A 20787-nucleotide genomic window follows, 5' to 3' on the forward strand; every position below is an offset into this window, starting at 1 on the left:
TCTCCTTAAAAAGTGAGGGCTGTTTCAACCGACAGGGCAGCCCGAAGCAGGCGCGCGTCTTCACCGCTGGGGGCGCTGAGCAGCAGGCCGGTAGGCAGGCCCAGGGCATCGCGGCCGCTGGGCAGGCTGACGCCAGGCATGTCCAGCAGGCTGCCGGGCATGGTCAGGCGCAGGGTGGCGAGGTTGGTGCTGGCGAACAGTTGGTCGTCGGCTTCCAGTGGCGCCAGGGCCGGGGCCACGTGGGCCACGGTGGGGGTGATGAGGATCGCGCCGTCGAGCTCGTCCACAAGCTGCTGTTGCAGGCGGCGGCGGGCGTCGTAAAGCGCCAGAAGTTGGCTGGCCGGCAGTGTGCGGGCGGCTTCAAGGCGACGGCGTACGCGGGGGTCGAGCTGCTCGGCGTCGGGGCTGTCGAGCAGGGATTCGTGGAGTGCGAACGCTTCGAAAGAGCCGAGCCAGCCCTGGTGCTGGATCAGGTCGAGGGTGGCCTGGAAGGTCTTTGAGGGGCGCACGTCAATCAGTGCGCCTGCGGCTTTTAATTGGTCGACACAACGCTGCAGGTTGTCGCGCACCGCGGGCTCGACCCGGGCGTCTTGCAGCACACTCTGTTCAACCCAAAAACGCTGGCCATGGAGGCTGCGGGCCTGGCGTGGCTGGCGCTGGTCGCGACCATTGAGCAGGTCATCGATGGCCAGTGCATCGCGCACGCTACGGGTCAGCGGGCCGAGGCTGTCGAGGGTATGGGCCAGCGGGAATACGCCGTCGCGGCTGTAGCGCCGGCAACTGCTGCGATAACCGACCACGCCATTCAACGCGGCGGGAATGCGGATGGAGCCGGCCGTGTCGGTGCCCATGGCGATGGGCACGATACCGGCAGCCACGGCGACCGCCGAGCCCGAGGATGAGCCGCCGGGAATCCGTGGCTGATCGATACTGCTCGGGTTGTGCGGCGTGCCGAAATGCGGGTTCAGGCCGAGGCCCGAATACGCCAGCTCGCTGAGGTTGGTCTTGCCCACGCTGACCATGCCGGCGCGGCACAACAGGCCAACACTCGGCGCATCCAGCAAAGCCGCCGGCGCGTTGCCGCGATAGGCGGCACCCGCCGTGGTGATGCTGCCGGCCACGTCGAACAAATCTTTCCAGGCCAGGGGCACGCCATCGAACACACTCAAAGGCTGACCGGCACGCCAACGGGCAGCGGACGCTTCGGCCTCACGCCGGGCGCGCTCGGCGGTCAGGCAGATGAATACGCAGGGAACCATGCTCGCTTGAACAAGGGCCTGCTCAAGGGCCTGCACCGGGTCGCTGCGACCGCTGGCGAAATCCTCGGCCAGTGAAGTGGCGTCTGACATGGGAATGACCTTTTAAAAACGTACATATTAATAAAATGTACATTTTACAAAGGCAGCTTTCGTGCCAGTCTTGTGGGAAGAGTGTTTGGTGGATCCGGCACTTTGGATCAGACCCACGGGATAGATAGGTTTTTAACATCAAAAGAAACAGCCGTTGATGCTTGGCGTTCGTCCACAATGAAATAATGTATCTTTTATTAATAAGTACATTTTGGTGCAGAAAAGTAACATTCACTCCCTGAAGGCCCCAAAAAAGTGCCACCGACGTGGCGCAGAGTGACAGGCGCAACTATGAGAGAATCCCCGGCCACCGACCCGTTTGCTCCAGAGAACCCGATGAAAGCAGTGTCAGCCTCGGCTTCCCGTTACGCGATGATTCACCAGGTTTTGCGCGATGCCATTACCCACGGCACCGCCCGCCATGGCCTGGTGTTGCTGGAAGCGCCGCTGGCCGAGCTGTTCGGCACCAGTCGGGTACCGGTGCGCAAGGCCCTGAACCTGTTGCATGACGAAGGGCTGATTTGCCGCTTCGATGGCCGGGGTTACCTGATCAATCCCGATGGCCTGGACATGGAGCCGCTACGCCTGCCCCTGAGCCACGCGCACCTGGGCCTCAACGGTGAGGATGAACTGGTAGACACCCGGCCGCTGGGGGAGCGCATCGTCGAGGAGATCGGCGCAGCACTGTCTACCTGCATCGCCTTCGGCCATTACCGCCTCGATGAACAGGCCGCCGCCGAGCACTACAACGTCAGCCGCGCGGTGGTGCGTGAAGCGCTGATGCGCCTGCGAGACCGTGGCCTGGTGGAAAAGGAACCCTATTCCCAATGGCTGGCCGGGCCACTGACCGCCCGGGAAGTCACCGAAGACTACGAACTGCGCGCCTGCCTCGAGCCCGAAGCCCTGCGCCAGAGCGCGCCGAACCTCGACCGCGACCTGCTGCAAGCCATGCTGCAACGGGTGCTCGATGCACAGGACAGCGCCCATTGCAGCCTGGAAGAGATCGAGCAGATCGAGGAAGACCTGCACCAGCACTGTCTCGCGGGCCTGCAAAACCGCAAGATCGCCGCGCTGATCCGCCAGGGGCAGAGCCCGATGATCATCAGCCGGATTTTCTACCGGCTGCTGGGTATCGGCGCCGACCCGGCGATGCTGGCCGAGCACCGGCTGATCCTGGAGTTGCTGCTGCACGGCGCCTTCGACGCCGCCGCGCTGAACCTGCGCGAGCACCTGCAACGGGCCCGGCAGCGGATGTTGCAACGGTTGAAGGTGCTGTCGGTGCTGCCTGAGCAGCCTTTACCGGCCTACCTGCACAAACTCAGCTGAATTCATGCAATTTGTTGCTAACTACCCTCGCCCATTGAAACCACTGCCGACCCGCCCCATCTAACCTGCATACTTCCTTATGCAGGTGCCCCATGAGCGACCAGCAAGAATTCCCGGACATCGACCTCGACGACTACGCCGATCCGGAAAACGCTGAACACACTTCCGCCAACACAGGCTTGGCGCTGCCGGGGCAAAACCTGCCCGACAAGGTCTACATCATCCCGATCCACAATCGGCCGTTCTTCCCGGCGCAGGTGTTGCCGGTAATCGTCAATGAAGAGCCGTGGGCCGAAACCCTGGAACTGGTGAGCAAATCCGAGCACCACTCCCTTGCCCTGTTCTTCATGGAAACCCCGCCTGAAGACCCGCGCCATTTCGACACCTCCAGCCTGCCGCTGTACGGCACCCTGGTGAAGGTGCACCACGCCAGCCGTGAAAACGGCAAACTGCAATTCGTCGCCCAGGGCCTGACCCGCGTGCGGATCAAGACCTGGCTCAAGCACCACCGCCCACCGTACCTGGTGGAAGTCGAATACCCGCACCAGCCGACCCAGCCCACCGACGAGGTCAAGGCCTACGGCATGGCGCTGATCAATGCGATCAAGGAACTGCTGCCGCTCAACCCGCTGTACAGCGAAGAGCTGAAGAACTACCTCAACCGCTTCAGCCCCAACGACCCGTCGCCGCTGACCGACTTCGCCGCCGCCCTCACCTCGGCCACCGGCACCGAGCTGCAGCAAGTGCTCGACTGTGTACCCATGCTCAAGCGCATGGAAAAAGTCCTGCCGATGCTGCGCAAGGAAGTCGAAGTCGCGCGCCTGCAAAAAGAAATCTCCGCCGAAGTGAACCGCAAGATCGGCGAGCACCAGCGCGAGTTCTTCCTCAAGGAACAGCTCAAGGTCATCCAGCAAGAGCTGGGCCTGACCAAGGACGATCGCAGCGCCGACGTCGAACAGTTCGAACAACGCCTGGTGGACAAGGTACTGCCGACCCAGGCGCAGAAACGCATCACCGAAGAAATGAACAAACTGTCGATCCTGGAAACCGGTTCGCCGGAGTACGCGGTCACCCGCAACTACCTGGACTGGGCCACCTCGGTGCCATGGGGCGTGTATGGCGAGGACAAACTCGACCTCAAGCACGCCCGCAAAGTGCTCGACAAACACCACGCCGGCCTGGACGACATCAAGAGCCGCATCCTCGAATTCCTCGCAGTGGGCGCCTACAAAGGCGAAGTCGCCGGCTCCATCGTGTTGCTGGTAGGCCCGCCGGGCGTGGGCAAGACCAGCGTGGGCAAGTCGATTGCCGAGTCCCTCGGTCGGCCGTTCTACCGCTTCAGTGTCGGCGGCATGCGTGACGAAGCCGAGATCAAGGGCCATCGCCGCACCTACATCGGCGCCATGCCGGGCAAGCTGGTGCAAGCGCTTAAAGATGTGGAAGTGATGAACCCGGTGATCATGCTCGACGAGATCGACAAGATGGGCCAGAGCTACCAGGGCGACCCGGCCTCGGCCCTGCTCGAAACCCTGGACCCGGAACAGAACGTCGAATTCCTCGACCACTACCTGGACCTGCGCCTGGACCTGTCCAAAGTGCTGTTCGTGTGCACCGCCAACACCCTGGATTCAATCCCCGGCCCGCTGCTGGACCGGATGGAAGTGATTCGCCTGTCGGGCTATATCACCGAAGAAAAAGTCGCGATTGCCAAGCGCCACCTGTGGCCCAAGCAGTTGGAAAAAGCCGGTGTGTCGAAAAACAGCCTGTCCATCAGCGACGGCGCCCTGCGCGCCCTGATCGATGGCTACGCCCGGGAAGCCGGTGTGCGCCAGCTGGAAAAACAGCTGGGCAAACTGGTGCGCAAGGCGGTGGTCAAGCTGCTGGATGAGCCGGACTCGGTGATCAAGATCGGCAACAAGGACCTGGAAGCTTCACTGGGCATGCCGGTGTTCCGTAACGAGCAGGTACTGTCGGGCACCGGTGTGATCACCGGCCTTGCCTGGACCAGCATGGGCGGTGCGACCTTGCCGATCGAGGCGACGCGCATTCACACGCTCAACCGTGGCTTCAAGCTCACCGGGCAACTGGGTGACGTGATGAAGGAATCGGCCGAGATTGCCTACAGCTACATCAGCTCGAATCTGAAGTCGTTTGGCGGTGACCCGAAATTCTTCGACGAAGCCTTCGTGCACCTGCACGTGCCGGAAGGTGCGACGCCCAAAGACGGCCCGAGCGCCGGGGTGACCATGGCCAGTGCATTGCTGTCGCTGGCGCGTAACCAGCCGCCGAAAAAAGGCGTGGCCATGACCGGTGAACTGACGTTGACCGGGCATGTGCTGCCGATTGGCGGGGTGCGCGAGAAAGTGATTGCGGCGCGGCGCCAGAAGATTCACGAGCTGATTTTGCCGGAGCCTAATCGCGGGAGTTTTGAGGAATTGCCGGAGTACCTGAAGGAAGGCATGACGGTGCACTTTGCCAAACGCTTTGCGGATGTGGCGAAGGTGTTGTTCTGATAATTATGTAGTGCCTGAGCTGGCGCCATAGCGGGCAAGCCCGGCTCCCACAGGGATCGGTGTTGTTAATGACAACGCGGTCAAATGTGGGAGCGGGCTTGCCCGCGATAGCGCCAGCCCTATCAACACAACTTCCTCGCTTGTCACACCTTGTCTCATCTTCGGTTATGCTCGCCCTTCGTCGCCAAACAACGGAGCCCCCATGACCGCTGCCCGCCTGCTTCTCCCCCTGAGCCTTTGCCTGCTCGCCGCCTGTGCCAGTGCGCCGAAGCAAAACGTCACCGTGGAAAAACAGAGCGCTTGCCCGCTGCAACTCAAGACCGGGCAAAACCTGATCCTGACCCTGCCCAGCAACCCCACCACCGGTTACCGCTGGGCCATCCAGGACTCGGCCGGCGGCGTGCTGCGCAGCCTGAGCCCCGAGGTCTACAGCAACACCGAAGACACCGGCGTGATCGGCAGTGGCGGTCAATCCACCTGGCGCTTCCAGGCCTTCAATGCGGGCCAGGGCCGTTTGCGCCTCACCTCACAACAGCCCTGGGAGCCGGAAGCTGAACCGGCCGAAACCTTCGACTGCGCCATTACGGTGAACTGATATGCCATGGATGATCCTTGCGTTGATGGGGGCGGTAACCTTTATCTACGGCCTGAGCACCCACGCCACCCTGCTCTGCCTGTTGGTAAAGCCGTTGCCGGTGCTGGCGCTGTTGGGCTGGCTGCATGATGCGCCGCCCACCGACTATCGACGCTGGATCAGCCTGGGGCTGATTTTTTCCCTGGTGGGCGATGTGCTGCTGGCCTGGCCCGGCGATTTGTTCATCTTCGGCCTGGGTGCGTTTTTATTCGCGCACCTGGCATACCTGAAAGCCTACTTGAGCGACTGCCGTCGCCCGGCGATCTTGCCGCTGGTATTGGCGCTGGTAGTGGGCGCGATCTTGCTGAGCATTCTGATTTCCCACGGCCTGGGCCCGTTGCTGGTGCCGGTGGTGGTTTATGCGCTGGTGATCAGCGCGATGTTGTGGCGAGCGCTGGCGCGATTGGGCAGCGGCGTGCCCAAGCGCTCGGCGTACCTGGCGGCGGCAGGCGCGGCGTCGTTCGTGTTTTCCGACACGCTGATCGGCATCAATCGGTTTGTGGTGGCGTTTGAGGCCGCGCCGTATTTACTGATCGTCAGCTATTGGCTGGGGCAGTGGGGCATTACCGCGTCGGCGTTCCATCAGACAACCCGCGCACACGAAGGCCAAGTTGGCTAAAATGCCGGGCTTTCCCCCTTCGTCGCCGGAACAGCCGTGAGCAAAGAACCCGATCGCCTATTCGCCCAGCCCCTGCCCCAGGTGCCGGACTTCGCCTTCAACGAAGACGTGGTGCGGGTTTTCCCGGACATGATCAAGCGCTCGGTGCCCGGTTACCCGACCATCGTCGAAAACCTCGGCGTGCTCGCGGCGCAGTTTGCCCAACCCAATAGCGTGCTCTACGACCTCGGCTCGTCCCTCGGCGCCGTGACCCAGGCCCTGCGCCGTCACGTGCGCACCGACGGCTGCCGGGTAATCGCTGTGGATAACTCGGCGGCGATGGTCGAGCGTTGCCGCGAATACCTCAACGGCCAGGACTCGATGTTCCAGGAGTTGCTGCCGGTGGAAGTGATCGAGGGCGATATCCTCGCGCTGCAATTCCAGCCGGCCTCGGTGGTGGCGCTGAACTTCACCCTGCAATTTATCGCACCCGAACAACGCCTGGCGCTGCTGGGGCGGATTCGCCAATCGTTGCTGCCGGGCGGCGCGTTGATCCTTTCGGAAAAGCTGCGCTTCAATGATTCGCAAGAACACGCACTGCTCACCGATTTGCACATCGCCTTCAAGCGCGCCAACGGCTACAGCGAACTGGAAATCGCCCAGAAGCGCAGCGCCATCGAAAACGTCATGAAGCCCGACAGCCTCGAAGAACACCGCGAACGCCTGCTGGCGGCCGGGTTCTCGAAAGTCGTGCCGTGGTTCCAGTGTCTTAACTTTGCCTCGTTGATTGCCTTGCCATGATTGATCTGTCTCCCCTCGCCCGCCATCTGGTCGGCACTCCCCTGGCCGTATGGGCCCAGGGCCTGCAAGCGCAACTCGATGCGAAGATGGAAAAGGGTCACGGCGACCTGGAGCGCTGGCAAAGTGCGCTGGATGCGCTGCCGAAGATCATGCCCAGTGAAATCGACCTGCTGAACGGCCTGGTGCTCGACACCGATTGCGACGACGACACCCGGGCGCAAATGCGCGCCGCGCTGATGGGCCTGTGCCCGTGGCGCAAGGGCCCGTTCGACCTGTTCGGCGTGCACGTAGACACCGAATGGCGCTCGGACTGGAAATGGTCGCGGGTCGCGCCGCACCTGGACCTCAAGGGCAAGCGCATCCTCGATGTGGGCTGCGGCAACGGCTATTACATGTGGCGCATGCTCGGCGCCGGGGCAGACAGCGTGATTGGCGTCGACCCGAACTGGCTGTTCTTCTGCCAGTTCCAGGCGGTACAGCGCTACCTGCCCGCGCCTAAGGCCTGGCACCTGCCGTTCCCGTTTGAAGACCTGCCGCCGAATATGGAAGGCTTCGACACCGTGTTTTCCATGGGCGTGTTCTACCACCGCCGTTCGCCGATCGAGCATTTGCTGGCGCTGAAGGATTGCCTGGTCAAGGGCGGTGAACTGGTGCTGGAGACGTTGGTGGTTGAAGGCGATCAGCAGCAGGTGCTGGTGCCGGAAGATCGCTACGCGCAGATGCGTAACGTGTGGTTCCTGCCGTCGGTGCCGGCGCTGATGCTGTGGCTGCGCCGTGCAGGCTTCAGCGATGTGCGCTGTGTGGATGTGAGCGTGACCACGGTCGAGGAACAGCGCGGGACGGAGTGGATGAAGTATCAGTCCCTGAGCGACTTCCTGGACCCTGAAGATCACAGCAAGACCATCGAAGGGCTGCCGGCGCCGATGCGGGCGGTGATAGTCGCGAAGAAATAAGACTGCTGTTGTGTTGAAGAAATAAGACTGCTGTTGTGGCGAGGGAGCTTGCTCCCGCTGGGCTGCGTAGCGGCCCCAAAATCTTGGGAGCGCTGCGCACTCCAGCGGGAGCAAGCTCCCTCGCCACAGGGTATCGCGTCAGCCTTTGGCTCTTCGCGCCTTGAAGAACTCACTCAACACCGTCCCGCACTCTTCGGCCAACACCCCGCCTTCATACAGCACCCGATGATTGAGAAAACCCTGGGTAAAAAACTGCCCCTGGCTTTGCACGATCCCGGCCTTTGGCTCCAGCGCGCCGTACACCACCCGGGCAATCCGTGAATGCACGATCAGCCCGGCGCACATGCTGCACGGTTCCAGCGTTACATACAGCGTACTGCCCGGCAGCCGGTAATTGCTCACCGCCTGGGCGGCCGCGCGAATCGCGACCATCTCTGCATGCGCACTCGGATCGTTGCCACTGATGGGGCAGTTGAAGCCCCGCCCGATAATCTCGCCATCCTGCACCAGCACCGCGCCCACCGGCACTTCACCCAGCGCCGCGCCTTGGGCCGCCAGGGCCAGCGCTTCACGCATGAAGTCCTGGTCGCGGCTGCGGTCGATAATCGCCGTGGGGCGAAACTGGCGCATCACGCCACCTCGATGGCGGCCATCAGGCCGGTTTCCATGTGGTCGATCACATGGCAGTGGAACATCCAGACACCCGGGTTATCCGCCACCAGCGCCACGCGGGCACGTTCGTTCTTGCCCAGCAGGTAGGTGTCGGTGAAGTACGGAATCACCTTGTGGCGGTTCGAGGCGATGACCTTGAAACTCATGCCGTGCAGGTGGATCGGGTGTTGGTACTGGGTCATGTTCTTCAATTCGAAAATGTAGCTCTTGCCCTTTGCAAGCTTGGCAATCGGGCGGTCGGCGCAGGTCTTGTCGGTGATGTCCCAGGCCTGGCCGTTGATTTGCCACAGGCTCGGCGGCTTATTGTCCACGTTCACCGAGACCGATCCAACCCATTCGAAATTGAAGTTGAGTTTCTCGGCATTGGCCAGGTCCGGCTCGGCAATCGGGTTGGCCGGCAGCGCAGGTGGCCATTCGGTCGCCGTGTCGGTGCTGGCCACCGAGCGGAAGGTACCCAGGCGCACCGGGCCGTTGCGGATCGACAATTCTTCACCGGCAGGCGGCGCCTTGATCGCCAGGCAAATGCGCATGCCCGGGCCCAGCCAGTATTCCTTGCCCAACGGGCGCGGCTCGATGGGGTTGCCGTCCAGGGCATAGATCTGCGCTTCAACGTCGGGGATGTTGATGCGGTAGGTCAGGGTGTTATCGAGGTTGAGCAGGCGCACCCGGGTGATCTGCCCGGCCGGCAAATCGATCACCGCCTGGGATACGCCGTTGATGGTCGACAGGCGTCCGGCAGTGCCGCCCCGGGCTGCTTCGCGGGGAATGCTGAAGGCGACAAAGGCGCCCTCTTCGTCCACGTGCCAACTTTTCAGGCTCAGGGTGCGTTCGTGCTTGAAACCGGTGGGTTCGCGCTCTTCGATGATCAGCGGGCCCACCAGGCCACGGCCCAGCTCTTCGCTGCTGTTCACATGAGGGTGATACCAGTAGCTGCCGGCATCGGGCACGCGGAATTTATAGTCGAAGTATTCGCCCGGCAGCACCGGCAGTTGCGAGACGTATGGCACGCCGTCCATCTCCAGCGGCAGGCGAATGCCGTGCCAATGGATCGTGGTGGCCACCGGCAGGTGGTTGATAAACCGCACCCGCAGCCATTCACCCTGACGCACCCGCAATTCGGTGCCCGGCGCCGAGGGGCCGAAGGCCCAGGCTTGGGTCTTGTGCCCCGGCACCAGTTCCACGTCCAGCGGTGCGGCGATCAACTGGTAATCGTGCCCCGCCTCGGCCTCGGCGACTTTACCCAGCCAATAGCGGTAGGCGCCACCGGCACCGACGCCCACCACCGCGAGACCGGCAAGACCACCCAGGATTTGTCGACGGGAAAACGATTGGGACACAACAACCTCACGTATCTGCAGCGGGTCCGAGCCCCGCAAAGGGCAGATACCATACACCGGCATCACCTAAACAGTAAGGGTTCGCATTGCCACATGTGGGAGCGGCCTTAGTGTGGGAGCTGGCTTGCCTGCGATGGCATCACCTCGGTGCAACTGAAATACCGAGGTGATGCCATCGCGGGCAAGCCCGGCTCCCACACAAGTCACACATTGGATCGTTGTTATTTCAGGCCTTGGCGGCGGCCAGAATCAAGGCTTTCATCTCGGCGACCGCACCTTTGAACCCGACGAACAGCGCATGAGCCACCAGCGCGTGGCCGATGTTCAGCTCGTTGATGCCCTTGATCGCGGCCACCGCTTCGACGTTGTGATAGTGCAGGCCGTGGCCGGCGTTGACGATCAGGCCTTCGGCCAGGCCGCAGTTGACGCCGTCGATGATGCGCTGCAATTCGTCGGCGACTTCGGTCGGCGTGGTCGCGTCGGCGTAACGGCCGGTGTGCAGTTCGATGGCCGGGGCACCCACACGGCGCGAGGCCTCGATCTGGCGCTCGTCGGCGTCGATGAACAGCGAGACTTCACTGCCGATCTTCGACAGACGCTCCACGGCCGCCTTGATCCGCGCTTCCTGGCCGGCCACATCAAGGCCGCCTTCGGTGGTCAGTTCCTGGCGGGTTTCCGGCACCAGGCAGATATGCGCCGGGCGGATGCGCTCGGCGAACGCCATCATCTCTTCGGTGACGCCCATTTCGAAGTTCATGCGGGTTTGCAGCACGTCCTTGAGCAGCAACACGTCGCGCTCCTGGATGTGGCGGCGGTCTTCGCGCAGGTGCACGGTGATGCCGTCGGCGCCCGCTTCTTCGGCGTCCAGCGCGGCCTTGACCGGGTCCGGGTAACGGGTGCCCCGGGCCTGGCGCAGGGTGGCTACGTGGTCGATGTTCACGCCGAGAAGAATGCGATTGCTGGTGGTCACGAAAAGCGCTCCTGAAGAGGGAAGGAATCGCTGCACAGCATACACGGGGATGTCAGGGCTTTCGAAACAACTCGCGGCTGACCAATGGCCGTCCGCCCAAATGCACGGCCAGTGCCTGGCGCATCAGCCGCTTGGCAGCAGACAACGCGCCGGGGGCGGTCCAGTCGGCTTCGCTCATGGCCAGCAACTCTGTGCCCTGGAACAGGCCGGGTTGCAGCAGGTAGACGCGCTCCAGGCCCGCGTCGACTTGCAGGCGGTACATGCCGTCGGCGGCGATGGGGTCGCCGTGCAGGTCGTTGCTCAGTTCGAAGCCGTAGCCGAGGTCGTCCAGCAGGCGCCATTCGAACGCGCGCAGCAGCGGCTCCAAAGGGCGGCCTTCGGCGAGGGCGAGCAAGGTGGCGGCGTAGTGATCGAAGACGCCGGGGTGCGGGTCTTCGGCGGGGAGCAGGCGAATCAGCAATTCGTTGAGGTAGAGGCCGCTGAACAGCGCCTCACCGTTGAGCCAGTTGGAGGCGCCGGCGGCTTCCATGCGGCCGACGTTCTTCAACTCGCCGCGTCCGCGAAACTCCACTTCCAGGGCCACAAAGGGGCGGGCCAGGGTGCCGGCCTTGCCGCGTGCGCTGCGCAATACTGCGCGCAGCCGGCCTTGGGGCGTGAGGAAGTCCACCAGGGCGCTGGTCTCGCGGTAGGCGCGGCTGTGCAAGACGTAGGCGGGTTGGCCGGTGGGTGGGGTTTGAGACATGGGAGTAAGAGTCTCTAAAGAGAAGCCAATGTGACAAAGCGCATTTGTGGCGAGGGAGCTTGCTCCCGCTGGGCTGCGAAGCAGCCCTAAAACCGGGCACCGCGTTTTAGCTGAGGGGCCCGGGCGACTGGATTGGGGGCGCTTCGCGCCCCAGCGGGAGCAAGCTCCCTCGCCACAGCAAGCTCCCTCGCCACAGCAAGCCCCCTTGCCACAACAAGCCCCTCATCCACAAATCCGGCCGGGGCTTACAGGTCGCCGTAACCCAACGAACGCAACGCACGCTCATCATCGGACCAACCACCCTTAACCTTCACCCACAGGTTAAGCATGATCTTGGAATCAAACAGCAATTCCATGTCCTTGCGCGCTTCGGTGCCGATGCGCTTGATGCGCTCGCCCTTGTCACCAATGATGATTTTCTTCTGGCCGTCACGTTCGACGAGGATCAGCGCATGGATATGCAGGGTCTTGCCCTGCTGCTTGAACTCTTCGATTTCGACGGTGATCTGGTACGGCAGCTCGGCGCCCATCTGGCGCATGATTTTCTCGCGTACCAGTTCGGCGGCGAGGAAACGGCTGCTGCGGTCGGTGATCTGGTCTTCCGGGAAGAAGTGTTCGTTCTCCGGCAGGTAACCGGCGATCACGCGCTCCAGGGCTTCGAGGTTGTGCCCGTGCTGGGCCGAGATCGGCATGATCTGGGCGTTCGGCAGTTGTTCCTGCAGCCAGCTCAGGTGCGGCATCAGCTCGGCTTTGTCTTCGATACGGTCGGTCTTGTTCAACGCGACGATCAATGGGCCGGTGACGTACTGCACACGCTCCAGAACCATCTGGTCTTCGTCGGTCCACTTGGTGCGGTCGACCACGAAGATCACCACGTCGACGTCTTTCAACGCCGCCGAAGCGGTTTTGTTCATGTAGCGGTTAAGGGCCTTTTCGCCGCCTTTGTGCATGCCCGGGGTGTCGACGTAGACAGCCTGAACGGCGCCTTCGGTCTTGATGCCCAGCATGTTGTGGCGGGTGGTCTGAGGCTTGCGCGAGGTGATCGCCAGCTTCTGTCCCAGGATGTGGTTCAGCAACGTGGACTTGCCCACGTTGGGACGGCCGACGATGGCAACATAGCCACAGCGCGTTGCGGTTGAATCAGTCATGGCCATTCTCCACGCCCAGGGCAATCAGTGCTGCAGCGGCCGCTACCTGTTCGGCAATACGGCGGCTCACACCCTGACCTCGGCTTTTTTCATTCAGTAAGGTGATTTCACATTCGACGAAGAAGACTCGGCAATGCGGCTCACCCTGGATATCCACCACTTCGTAACGCGGCAGGTCGCAACCACGGGACTGCAGGAATTCCTGCAGGCGGGTCTTGGGATCTTTGTTGGTGTCTACCAGCGTCAGGCTTTCGATCTCGGTCGACAGCCAGGCGACGACGCGCTCTTTGGCCGCTTCCATGCCCGCATCGAGGTAGATCGCGCCAATCAGCGCTTCAAGGGCGTCGGCCAGGATCGACTCGCGACGGAAACCGCCGCTCTTCAGCTCGCCGGAGCCCAGGCGCAGGTAATCACCCAGGTCGAAACCACGGGCCAGCACGGCCAAGGTCTCGCCTTTCACCAGGCGCGCACGCAAGCGCGACAACTGGCCTTCGCGGGCCAGCGGGAAGCGATTGAACAGGGCTTCACCGGCAACGAAATTGAGGATGGCATCACCGAGGAATTCCAGGCGCTCGTTGTTACGCCCGGCAAAACTACGGTGTGTAAGGGCAAGGATCATCAATTCCTGATCCTTGAAGGTGTAGCCGAGCTGACGCTCGAGACGGCTTAGAGAAACGCTCACGGTTTACCCACATTCAGTTCGAGGCACCGGTGGCCTGCGACGATTAACGCTGTGTTCAAATTCAAATCCTGGTGGTTGCTGCATGGAGCCGGACTTTGTCCAAGCCCCAGAAAAGCATTCGGCGCTGTGTTCACAGCGCCGCATGGATTACTTGATCAGCCCGACCCGCGAGAAGTTCGGCAGGTGGCTGAGCTTGGGTTCCGGCCAACTCATCCAGACCGCAAAGGCCTTGCCGACGATATTCTGGTCGGGGACCATGCCCAGCAGGTCCTTGGGAATATTGGGGTCATCCCAGTAACGGCTGTCATTGGAGTTGTCGCGGTTGTCGCCCATCATGAAGTAGTGCCCGGCAGGCACTGTCCACTGGTTGTCAGGCGGCGAACGGTAGCGGCTCATTTCCTTGCGGATTTCGTGCTCTACCGCCCCGAGCTTCTCCTGGTACAGCTCGGCGCTGCCCAGGGTGTTCGGCTCGGAACCGATCAGTTTTTCTGCCACCGACTCGCCATTGACGAACAGGCGCTTGTCGCTGGTGTAGCGAATCACGTCGCCCGGCAGGCCCACTACACGCTTGATGTAGTTGACGTTCGGGTCGCTTGGGTAGCGAAACACCATCACATCGCCGCGCTGCGGGTCACCGACCTCGATCACCTTCTTGTCGATCACCGGCAAGCGAATCCCGTAGGAAAACTTGTTCACCAGGATGAAGTCGCCCACGTCCAGGGTAGGTTTCATCGAGCCCGAAGGGATCTGAAACGGTTCCACCAGAAACGAACGCAGCACCAGCACGATGAACAACACCGGGAAGAACGACTTGCCGTATTCAACCAGCATCGGCTCTTTGTTCAGTTTCTCGACCACCGCCACATCGGGCTGGCTGACGCTGCCCTGATAGGACGCGATGGCTGCCCGGCGACGCGGGGCGAAGAACACCAGATCGAGCAACGCCAATAGACCGCAAACGGCAACGGCGATGACCAGCAACAGCGGGAAATTTAGTGACATAGGACCTAACTATCCAACCTGAGCACCGCAAGGAAGGCTTCTTGTGGAATTTCCACGTTGCCCACTTGCTTCATGCGTTTTTTACCGGCCTTTTGCTTCTCGAGCAGCTTGCGCTTACGGCTGACGTCGCCGCCATAGCATTTGGCCAGTACGTTCTTTCTGAGTGCCTTGACGGAGGTCCGTGCAATGATCTGCCCGCCAATGGCGGCCTGGATCGCGACGTCGAACATCTGGCGCGGAATCAGTTCTTTCATCTTTTCGGTCAACTGGCGACCTTTGTAGTGCGCGTTGTCCTTGTGCACGATCAGCGCCAGGGCATCGACCTTGTCGCCGTTGATCAGCACATCCAGCTTCACCAGATTAGCTGATTGGTAACGGTCAAAATGGTAATCCAGCGAAGCATAGCCGCGGCTGGTGGATTTGAGACGGTCGAAAAAGTCCAGGACCACTTCGTTCATCGGCAAATCGTAGGTCACTTGCACCTGGGTACCGAGGAACAGCATGTCGTGCTGTACGCCACGCTTTTCAATACACAGGGTAATGACGTTGCCCAGGTGCTCTTGCGGCACAAGAATATTGGCCCGCACGATCGGTTCGCGCATGTCTTCGATGGAAGACAGATCCGGAAGCTTGGACGGGTTGTCGACGTAAATCGTTTCACCGGTTTTCAGCGCCAGCTCAAAAATAACCGTCGGCGCGGTGGTGATCAGGTCCAGGTCGTATTCGCGCTCGAGGCGCTCCTGGATGATTTCCATGTGCAGCATGCCCAGGAAACCACAGCGGAAGCCGAAGCCCAGGGCGTCGGAGCTTTCCGGGGTGTACTGCAACGACGAGTCGTTGAGGGTCAGCTTCTGCAGGGCTTCGCGGAAATCCTCGAAGTCGTCGGAGCTGACCGGGAACAGGCCGGCGTAAACCTGCGGCTGGATGCGTTTGAAGCCCGGCAGCACGTCGACGTCAGGAGTGGAGCTCAAGGTCAGGGTGTCACCCACCGGTGCACCGTGGATGTCCTTGATACCGGCGATGATGAAGCCCACTTCACCGGCTTTCAGATCAACGGTTGCGGTGTGCTTGGGGTTGAACACACCGACGCTGTCCACCAGGTGGATCTTGCCGGTGGATTTGACCAGGATCTTGTCGCCCTTCTTCACACGGCCGTGGCGCACGCGTACCAGGGACACAACGCCCAGGTAGTTGTCGAACCAGGAGTCGATGATCAACGCTTGCAGCGGATCTTCGTAGTTGCCGGTGGGGGCTGGAATGGTCTTGACCAGGCGCTCGAGCACTTCGTCGACGCCCAGGCCGGTCTTGGCGCTGCACTCGACGGCGTCGGTGGCGTCAATGCCGATGATCTTCTCGATCTCTTCCTTGACGCGGTCCGGATCGGCCTGCGGCAGGTCGATCTTGTTCAGCACCGGCATCACTTCCAGGCCTTGCTCGATGGCGGTGTAGCAGTTGGCGACGGACTGGGCTTCTACGCCCTGGCCCGCGTCCACTACCAGCAACGCACCTTCACAGGCCGCAAGCGAACGGCTGACTTCATAGGTGAAGTCGACGTGGCCCGGGGTGTCAATGAAGTTGAGCTGGTACTTGATACCGTCTTTGGCGGTGTAATACAGAGTAACGCTGTGGGCCTTGATGGTGATCCCGCGCTCGCGCTCGAGGTCCATGGAGTCCAGCACCTGGGCTTCCATTTCACGCTCGGCAAGGCCGCCGCACATCTGGATGAATCGATCGGCCAGCGTCGACTTGCCATGGTCAATGTGGGCGATGATGGAGAAATTGCGGATATGACTCAAATCACTCACGGATCAACACTCAAAAAGGCTGCAGGCAGACTGCCCGCTGAAAAATAGCCGGGAATTGTACCTGATGCGCAGACCAGACGTCATCCATGGTGACCAAGAACAAAAATGCCCCGATCGTTCGAGCGGGGCATTTTTTGTTCATAAGCGCGGGCTCAACCGGCCCGACGCAACAGCCAGAAGCCGGCCACGGCGCAGATAGCGGTCGGCACCAGCACCGCAAACAGCGGCGAGAAGCCGAATACCAGGCTGGATGGCCCCAGCAGGTCCTGGGCAATACGGAAGGTGAAGCCCACCAATACGCCAGTAAACACGCGCTGGCCCAGGGTTACCGAGCGCAGCGGGCCGAAGATGAACGAGATCGCCATCAGCACCAGCGCGGCGGTCACCACCGGCTGCAACACCTTGACCCAAAACGCCAGCCAGTAGCGGCCATTGTTCAAGCCCTGGTCCTTGAGGTAGTGGATGTAACCCCACAAACCGGAGATAGGCAGGCTTTCCGGGATCATCACCACGGTGTTCAGCAATTCTGGCTTGAGGGAAATATCCCACTGTTCCGTCGGCACATTGATCACTTCGGTGCTCGACGCCGCGCCTTTGCCGATGTCGCGGAAGTAGGTGGTGCTTACTTCGCTCAGTTGCCACTTTTCGTCGGCGTACTGCGCACGTTTGGCGAAGCTGGACGACATCAGGTGACGTTCTTTATCGAAGTGATAACGCGTGACACCGATCAACAGGCCGCCCGGTTGCACGGCGTTGATGTGGATGAATTCCTCACCCTGGCGGTGCCACAAGCCATGCTTGGAGCTCTGTGCATCACCCGAGCCCTGGGCCAGGGCACGATTGGCCTGGGCCGTGGATTCGGCCGGAGGCGCCACGTATTCGCCGATCAGCACGCTGACTACCATCAGCAACAGCATGGGCTTCATGACCGCCCATACGATTCGGCCGATGGAAACACCCGCCGCACGCATGATGGTCAGTTCGCTGTTGCTGGCCAGGCTGCCCAGGCCTATCAGGCAGCCGATCAGCGCAGCCATCGGCATCATGTCGTAGAGGCGACGGGGCGCGGTCAGCGCCACATAGCTCAGGACGTTGGTCACGGTGTAGGTGTCGCTGACATTGCCCACTTCATCAATGAAGGCGAACAACGAGGCCAAACCCAGAATAATGCCCAGTACCGCAAGGATTGCGACCAGGACGCTGCTACCAATGTAGCGGTCGAGCTTAACCACGAGCCAGCTCCTTCATGCTGCGACGACTCTGCATCTTCAAGCGCAACGGTTCCCAATAAAGCAGGCCCAGGCCAATCGCCAGGAAAATCCCGTGGACCCACCACAACCCGAGGGTCGGCGACAGCTTGCCCTTCTCCAGGGAGCCGCGGGCGGAAATCAGGATGGTCAGGTAGGCCATATAAAGCAGGATCGCCGGCAACAGCTTGAGGAAACGGCCCTGGCGCGGGTTGACCCGGGACAGCGGCACAGCCATCAAGGTCACGATAAACACCAGCAGCGGCAGGGAAATCCGCCATTGCAGCTCGGCAATCGAGCGCAGTTCCTTGCTGCCGAGCAGGTCTGGCGTCGGGATGGCGTCACGGTCGGTGACCTCGTCGCTGACATCCGGCCGGGCCAGCATCACGCCGTATGTGTCGTACTTGATCGCACGGTAATCGGCCTGGCCGGGGCTGCCGTCATAGCGATAGCCGTCCTCCAGAATCAGGTAGCGGCTGCCGTCCGGGCGCACTTCCTGGCGCCCCTTGTCGGCCACCAGGATCGAAATGCCACGGTCTTTCTGGTTCTGGCCGAGGTTTTTCTGGGAGATGAACACACCGCCCAGGTTGGCACGGTCATCCGACAGTTGTTCGGTATAAGTCACCCGAGTGCCGTCGTTGAGCGCCTGGAAGCGGCCCGGCTCCAGGGTGTCGAATTCGGTCATGGCGTCCTGTTTGTTGAGCACCAGCTGGAACTGCAAGGCTCCCTGGGGCGCCAGGCTCAGGCTCAGCCAGGCCACGACCAGCGCGATGCCGGTGGCCGGGACCATGGTCATGGCCAGCAGGCGTTGCTGGCTCATGCCGGTGGCCGACAGCACGGTCATTTCGCTTTCGAGGTACAAGCGGCCATAAGCCAGCAGAATCCCGAGAAACAGGCCCAATGGCAGGATCAGCTGCAAAAAGCCTGGCAGGCGAAAGCCCATGATCAGGAACAGCGAGCCCGGATCCAGGGCGCCCGAGGCAGCCTGGGCGAGGTATTTGACGAAACGACCACTCATGATGATGACCAGCAATACCGCACTCACGGCACTCAGGGTCAACAGGACTTCGCGGGACAGATAACGGAAGACGATCAAACCAGACACTCCAGGGTTGTCAGGCTAAGGCGGCCAAACAAGCAAGCATAGCGAGTCGACCCATTGCTGCAGGCCGGCTAAAAAGATGGCGCATTATCCTGTGATTGACCGCACCTGTCACGGAGCTTGCTCATACGCGTGCACAAAGCTGCCCGCAAGGGTTGTCAGGCTCGGCCGGCGAGGTTCAAACTGCGGCCTTTGTCGCGGGCGGCCTACAGGCTGCCAAGCTTACAAGCCGGAGTACAGACTCCTGGCTCACTGACCTTTATAAGGGACCCGAAAATGGAACTGGTTGTAAAAAGCGTTAGCCCCGAAACGTTGAAAACCGCCACCCTCGTGGTCGCTGTCGGCGAAGGCCGCAAACTGGGCGTTGCCGCCAAGCAACTGGACGAACTGAGCGGCGGCGCCATCAGCGCGGTCCTCAAGCGCGGTGACCTGGCCGGCAAAGTGGGCCAGAGCCTGCTGCTGCAAAGCCTGCCGAACCTCAAAGCCGACCGCGTATTGCTGGTGGGCGTGGGCAAGGACGCCGAACTGGGCGACCGTCCGTTCCGCAAGATCATCAGCGGCATCCTCAACACCCTCAAGGGCCTGGGCGGTACCGACGCAGCCCTGGCGCTGGACGAAATCGTGGTCAAGGGCCGCGACAGCTACGGCAAGACCCGCCTGCTGGCCGAGAGCCTGCTGGACGGCGAATACGTCTTCGACCAGTTCAAGAGCACCAAAGCCGAACCCCGCGCCCTGAAGAAAGTCACCCTGCTGACCATCAAGGCCGCCCAGGCGGAAGTCGAACGCGCCGTGACCCACGCCCAGGCCATTGCCGGCGGCATGGCGTTCACCCGTGACCTGGGCAACCTGCCACCGAACATCTGCCACCCCACCTACCTGGGCGAGCAAGCCAAGGCGCTGGGCAAGGAATTCAAGGGCCTGAAAGTCGAAGTCCTGGATGAGAAAAAGATCAAGGAACTGGGCATGGGCTCGTTCTATGCCGTGGGCCAGGGCAGCGACCAGCCGCCACGCCTGATCGTGATGCAATACAACGGCGGCAAGAAGTCCGAGAAGCCATTTGCCCTGGTCGGCAAAGGCATCACCTTCGACACCGGCGGCATCAGCCTCAAGCCGGGCCTGGGCATGGACGAGATGAAGTACGACATGGGCGGCGCCGCCAGCGTGTTCGGCACCCTGCGTGCCGTGCTGGAACTCAAGCTGCCGATCAACCTGGTGTGCATCCTGGCGTGTGCCGAGAACATGCCGAGCGGCGGCGCGACCCGTCCGGGCGACATCGTCACCACCCTCAGCGGCCAGACCGTCGAAATCCTCAACACCGACGCCGAAGGCCGCCTGGTGCTGTGCGACGCACTGACCTACGCCGAGCGCTTCAAGCCGCAAGCCGTGATCGATATCGCTACCCTGACCGGTGCCTGCGTGGTTGCCCTGGGCGCCCACACTTCGGGCCTTTTGGGCAACAACGACGAACTGATCGGCCAACTGCTCAGCGCCGGCAAGGCGGCTGATGACCGCGCCTGGCAACTGCCGTTGTTCGACGAGTACCAGGAACAGCTGGACAGCCCGTTCGCCGACATTGCCAACATTGGCGGCCCGAAAGCCGGCACCATCACCGCAGCCTGCTTCCTGTCGCGTTTTGCCAAGAACTTCAACTGGGCCCACCTGGACATCGCCGGCACCGCCTGGACCAGCGGCGGCAAGGACAAGGGCGCCACTGGCCGTCCGGTTCCGTTGCTGACCCAGTACCTGCTGGACCGCGCCAAAGCCTGAAAATGACGATCCCGGGGCGGCGATTCCAACGCCGTCCCGACCCGTAGCAGCTGTCGAGCCCCGGCGAGGCTGCGTCAGCGGTGTACCTGATACACCGCAACGCAGCCTCGCTGAAGCTCGACAGCTGCTACGGGGTTTT

The 20787-nt window shown here is 61.8% G+C and carries 18 protein-coding genes; 7 read left to right on the forward strand and 11 right to left on the reverse strand.

What is annotated here, in order from left to right; all coding sequences use genetic code 11:
• Window positions 1-5: 5 nt before the first annotated feature.
• A complete protein-coding gene (locus V3W39_RS15490; RefSeq protein ID WP_330212916.1) occupies window positions 6-1349 on the reverse strand; it encodes an amidase in 1344 nt (447 codons plus the stop codon).
• Between the two features lie 336 nt (window positions 1350-1685).
• Between V3W39_RS15490 and V3W39_RS15495 the strand changes: the two genes are divergently transcribed.
• The 6 genes from V3W39_RS15495 to cmoB all read left to right on the forward strand — a co-directional run bounded on the left by V3W39_RS15495 (window position 1686) and on the right by cmoB (window position 8174).
• Window positions 1686-2675 (forward strand): GntR family transcriptional regulator, encoded by a 990-nt coding sequence (locus tag V3W39_RS15495; RefSeq protein WP_177047273.1) that lies wholly within the window; start codon window positions 1686-1688, stop codon window positions 2673-2675.
• Between the two features lie 92 nt (window positions 2676-2767).
• Window positions 2768-5188 carry an endopeptidase La gene (gene lon / locus V3W39_RS15500; RefSeq protein WP_010176923.1) on the forward strand — a complete coding sequence of 807 codons (2421 nt, stop codon included), beginning with the start codon at window positions 2768-2770 and terminating at the stop codon, window positions 5186-5188.
• A gap of 202 nt (window positions 5189-5390) precedes the next feature.
• Window positions 5391-5783: a protease inhibitor I42 family protein gene (locus tag V3W39_RS15505; RefSeq protein WP_177047170.1), complete on the forward strand. Its 393-nt coding sequence runs from the start codon at window positions 5391-5393 to the stop codon at window positions 5781-5783.
• Between the two features lies 1 nt (window position 5784).
• On the forward strand, window positions 5785-6441 hold the full coding sequence (locus tag V3W39_RS15510; RefSeq protein WP_330212917.1) for a lysoplasmalogenase: 657 nt from the start codon (window positions 5785-5787) through the stop codon (window positions 6439-6441).
• A gap of 36 nt (window positions 6442-6477) precedes the next feature.
• The gene (gene cmoA / locus V3W39_RS15515; protein ID WP_330212918.1) at window positions 6478-7221 is read left to right on the forward strand and encodes a carboxy-S-adenosyl-L-methionine synthase CmoA; all 744 of its coding nucleotides are present in this window, start codon (window positions 6478-6480) and stop codon (window positions 7219-7221) included.
• Window positions 7218-8174, forward strand: a complete 957-nt coding sequence (gene cmoB / locus V3W39_RS15520; RefSeq protein ID WP_330212919.1) for a tRNA 5-methoxyuridine(34)/uridine 5-oxyacetic acid(34) synthase CmoB — start codon at window positions 7218-7220, stop codon at window positions 8172-8174. Before cmoA ends, cmoB begins: the two co-directional genes overlap by 4 nt.
• A 138-nt stretch (window positions 8175-8312) precedes the next feature.
• Here the strand turns inward: cmoB and tadA are convergent, their stop codons facing one another.
• From tadA to lptF, 10 genes are all read right to left on the reverse strand, one after another.
• Complete coding sequence (gene tadA / locus V3W39_RS15525) at window positions 8313-8804, reverse strand: tRNA adenosine(34) deaminase TadA (protein WP_010176928.1); 492 nt, start codon at window positions 8802-8804, stop codon at window positions 8313-8315.
• Entirely contained in the window at window positions 8804-10183 is a 1380-nt protein-coding gene (locus V3W39_RS15530) for a multicopper oxidase family protein (RefSeq protein WP_177047180.1), read from the reverse strand. The genes tadA and V3W39_RS15530 overlap by 1 nt, the downstream gene beginning before the upstream one ends.
• A 226-nt stretch (window positions 10184-10409) precedes the next feature.
• Window positions 10410-11153, reverse strand: a complete 744-nt coding sequence (gene pdxJ, locus V3W39_RS15535; RefSeq protein ID WP_177047182.1) for a pyridoxine 5'-phosphate synthase — start codon at window positions 11151-11153, stop codon at window positions 10410-10412.
• Between the two features lie 52 nt (window positions 11154-11205).
• Window positions 11206-11895 carry a DNA repair protein RecO gene (gene recO / locus V3W39_RS15540; RefSeq protein ID WP_093201548.1) on the reverse strand — a complete coding sequence of 230 codons (690 nt, stop codon included), beginning with the start codon at window positions 11893-11895 and terminating at the stop codon, window positions 11206-11208.
• 245 nt (window positions 11896-12140) lie between these two features.
• Window positions 12141-13043, reverse strand: a complete 903-nt coding sequence (gene era, locus V3W39_RS15545; protein ID WP_003210432.1) for a GTPase Era — start codon at window positions 13041-13043, stop codon at window positions 12141-12143.
• Window positions 13036-13725, reverse strand: a complete 690-nt coding sequence (rnc, locus tag V3W39_RS15550) for a ribonuclease III (RefSeq protein ID WP_003210434.1) — start codon at window positions 13723-13725, stop codon at window positions 13036-13038. The genes era and rnc overlap by 8 nt, the downstream gene beginning before the upstream one ends.
• A gap of 147 nt (window positions 13726-13872) precedes the next feature.
• On the reverse strand, window positions 13873-14727 hold the full coding sequence (lepB, locus tag V3W39_RS15555) for a signal peptidase I (RefSeq protein ID WP_177047184.1): 855 nt from the start codon (window positions 14725-14727) through the stop codon (window positions 13873-13875).
• A 5-nt stretch (window positions 14728-14732) separates the two neighbouring features.
• Window positions 14733-16532, reverse strand: coding sequence for a translation elongation factor 4 (lepA, locus tag V3W39_RS15560; RefSeq protein WP_169378422.1), 1800 nt, complete (start codon window positions 16530-16532; stop codon window positions 14733-14735).
• Window positions 16533-16684: 152 nt separating this feature from the next.
• A complete protein-coding gene (lptG, locus tag V3W39_RS15565) occupies window positions 16685-17764 on the reverse strand; it encodes an LPS export ABC transporter permease LptG (protein ID WP_330212920.1) in 1080 nt (359 codons plus the stop codon).
• Window positions 17757-18875, reverse strand: coding sequence for an LPS export ABC transporter permease LptF (gene lptF, locus V3W39_RS15570; protein ID WP_177047188.1), 1119 nt, complete (start codon window positions 18873-18875; stop codon window positions 17757-17759). Before lptF ends, lptG begins: the two co-directional genes overlap by 8 nt.
• A 282-nt stretch (window positions 18876-19157) precedes the next feature.
• On the opposite strand from lptF, the gene V3W39_RS15575 reads away from it, so the two are divergent.
• Window positions 19158-20648 carry a leucyl aminopeptidase gene (locus tag V3W39_RS15575; protein ID WP_177047190.1) on the forward strand — a complete coding sequence of 497 codons (1491 nt, stop codon included), beginning with the start codon at window positions 19158-19160 and terminating at the stop codon, window positions 20646-20648.
• Window positions 20649-20787 lie beyond the last annotated feature (139 nt).

Source organism: Pseudomonas sp. Z18(2022) (genome assembly GCF_036346535.1).
Lineage (GTDB): Bacteria > Pseudomonadota > Gammaproteobacteria > Pseudomonadales > Pseudomonadaceae > Aquipseudomonas > Aquipseudomonas yamanorum_A.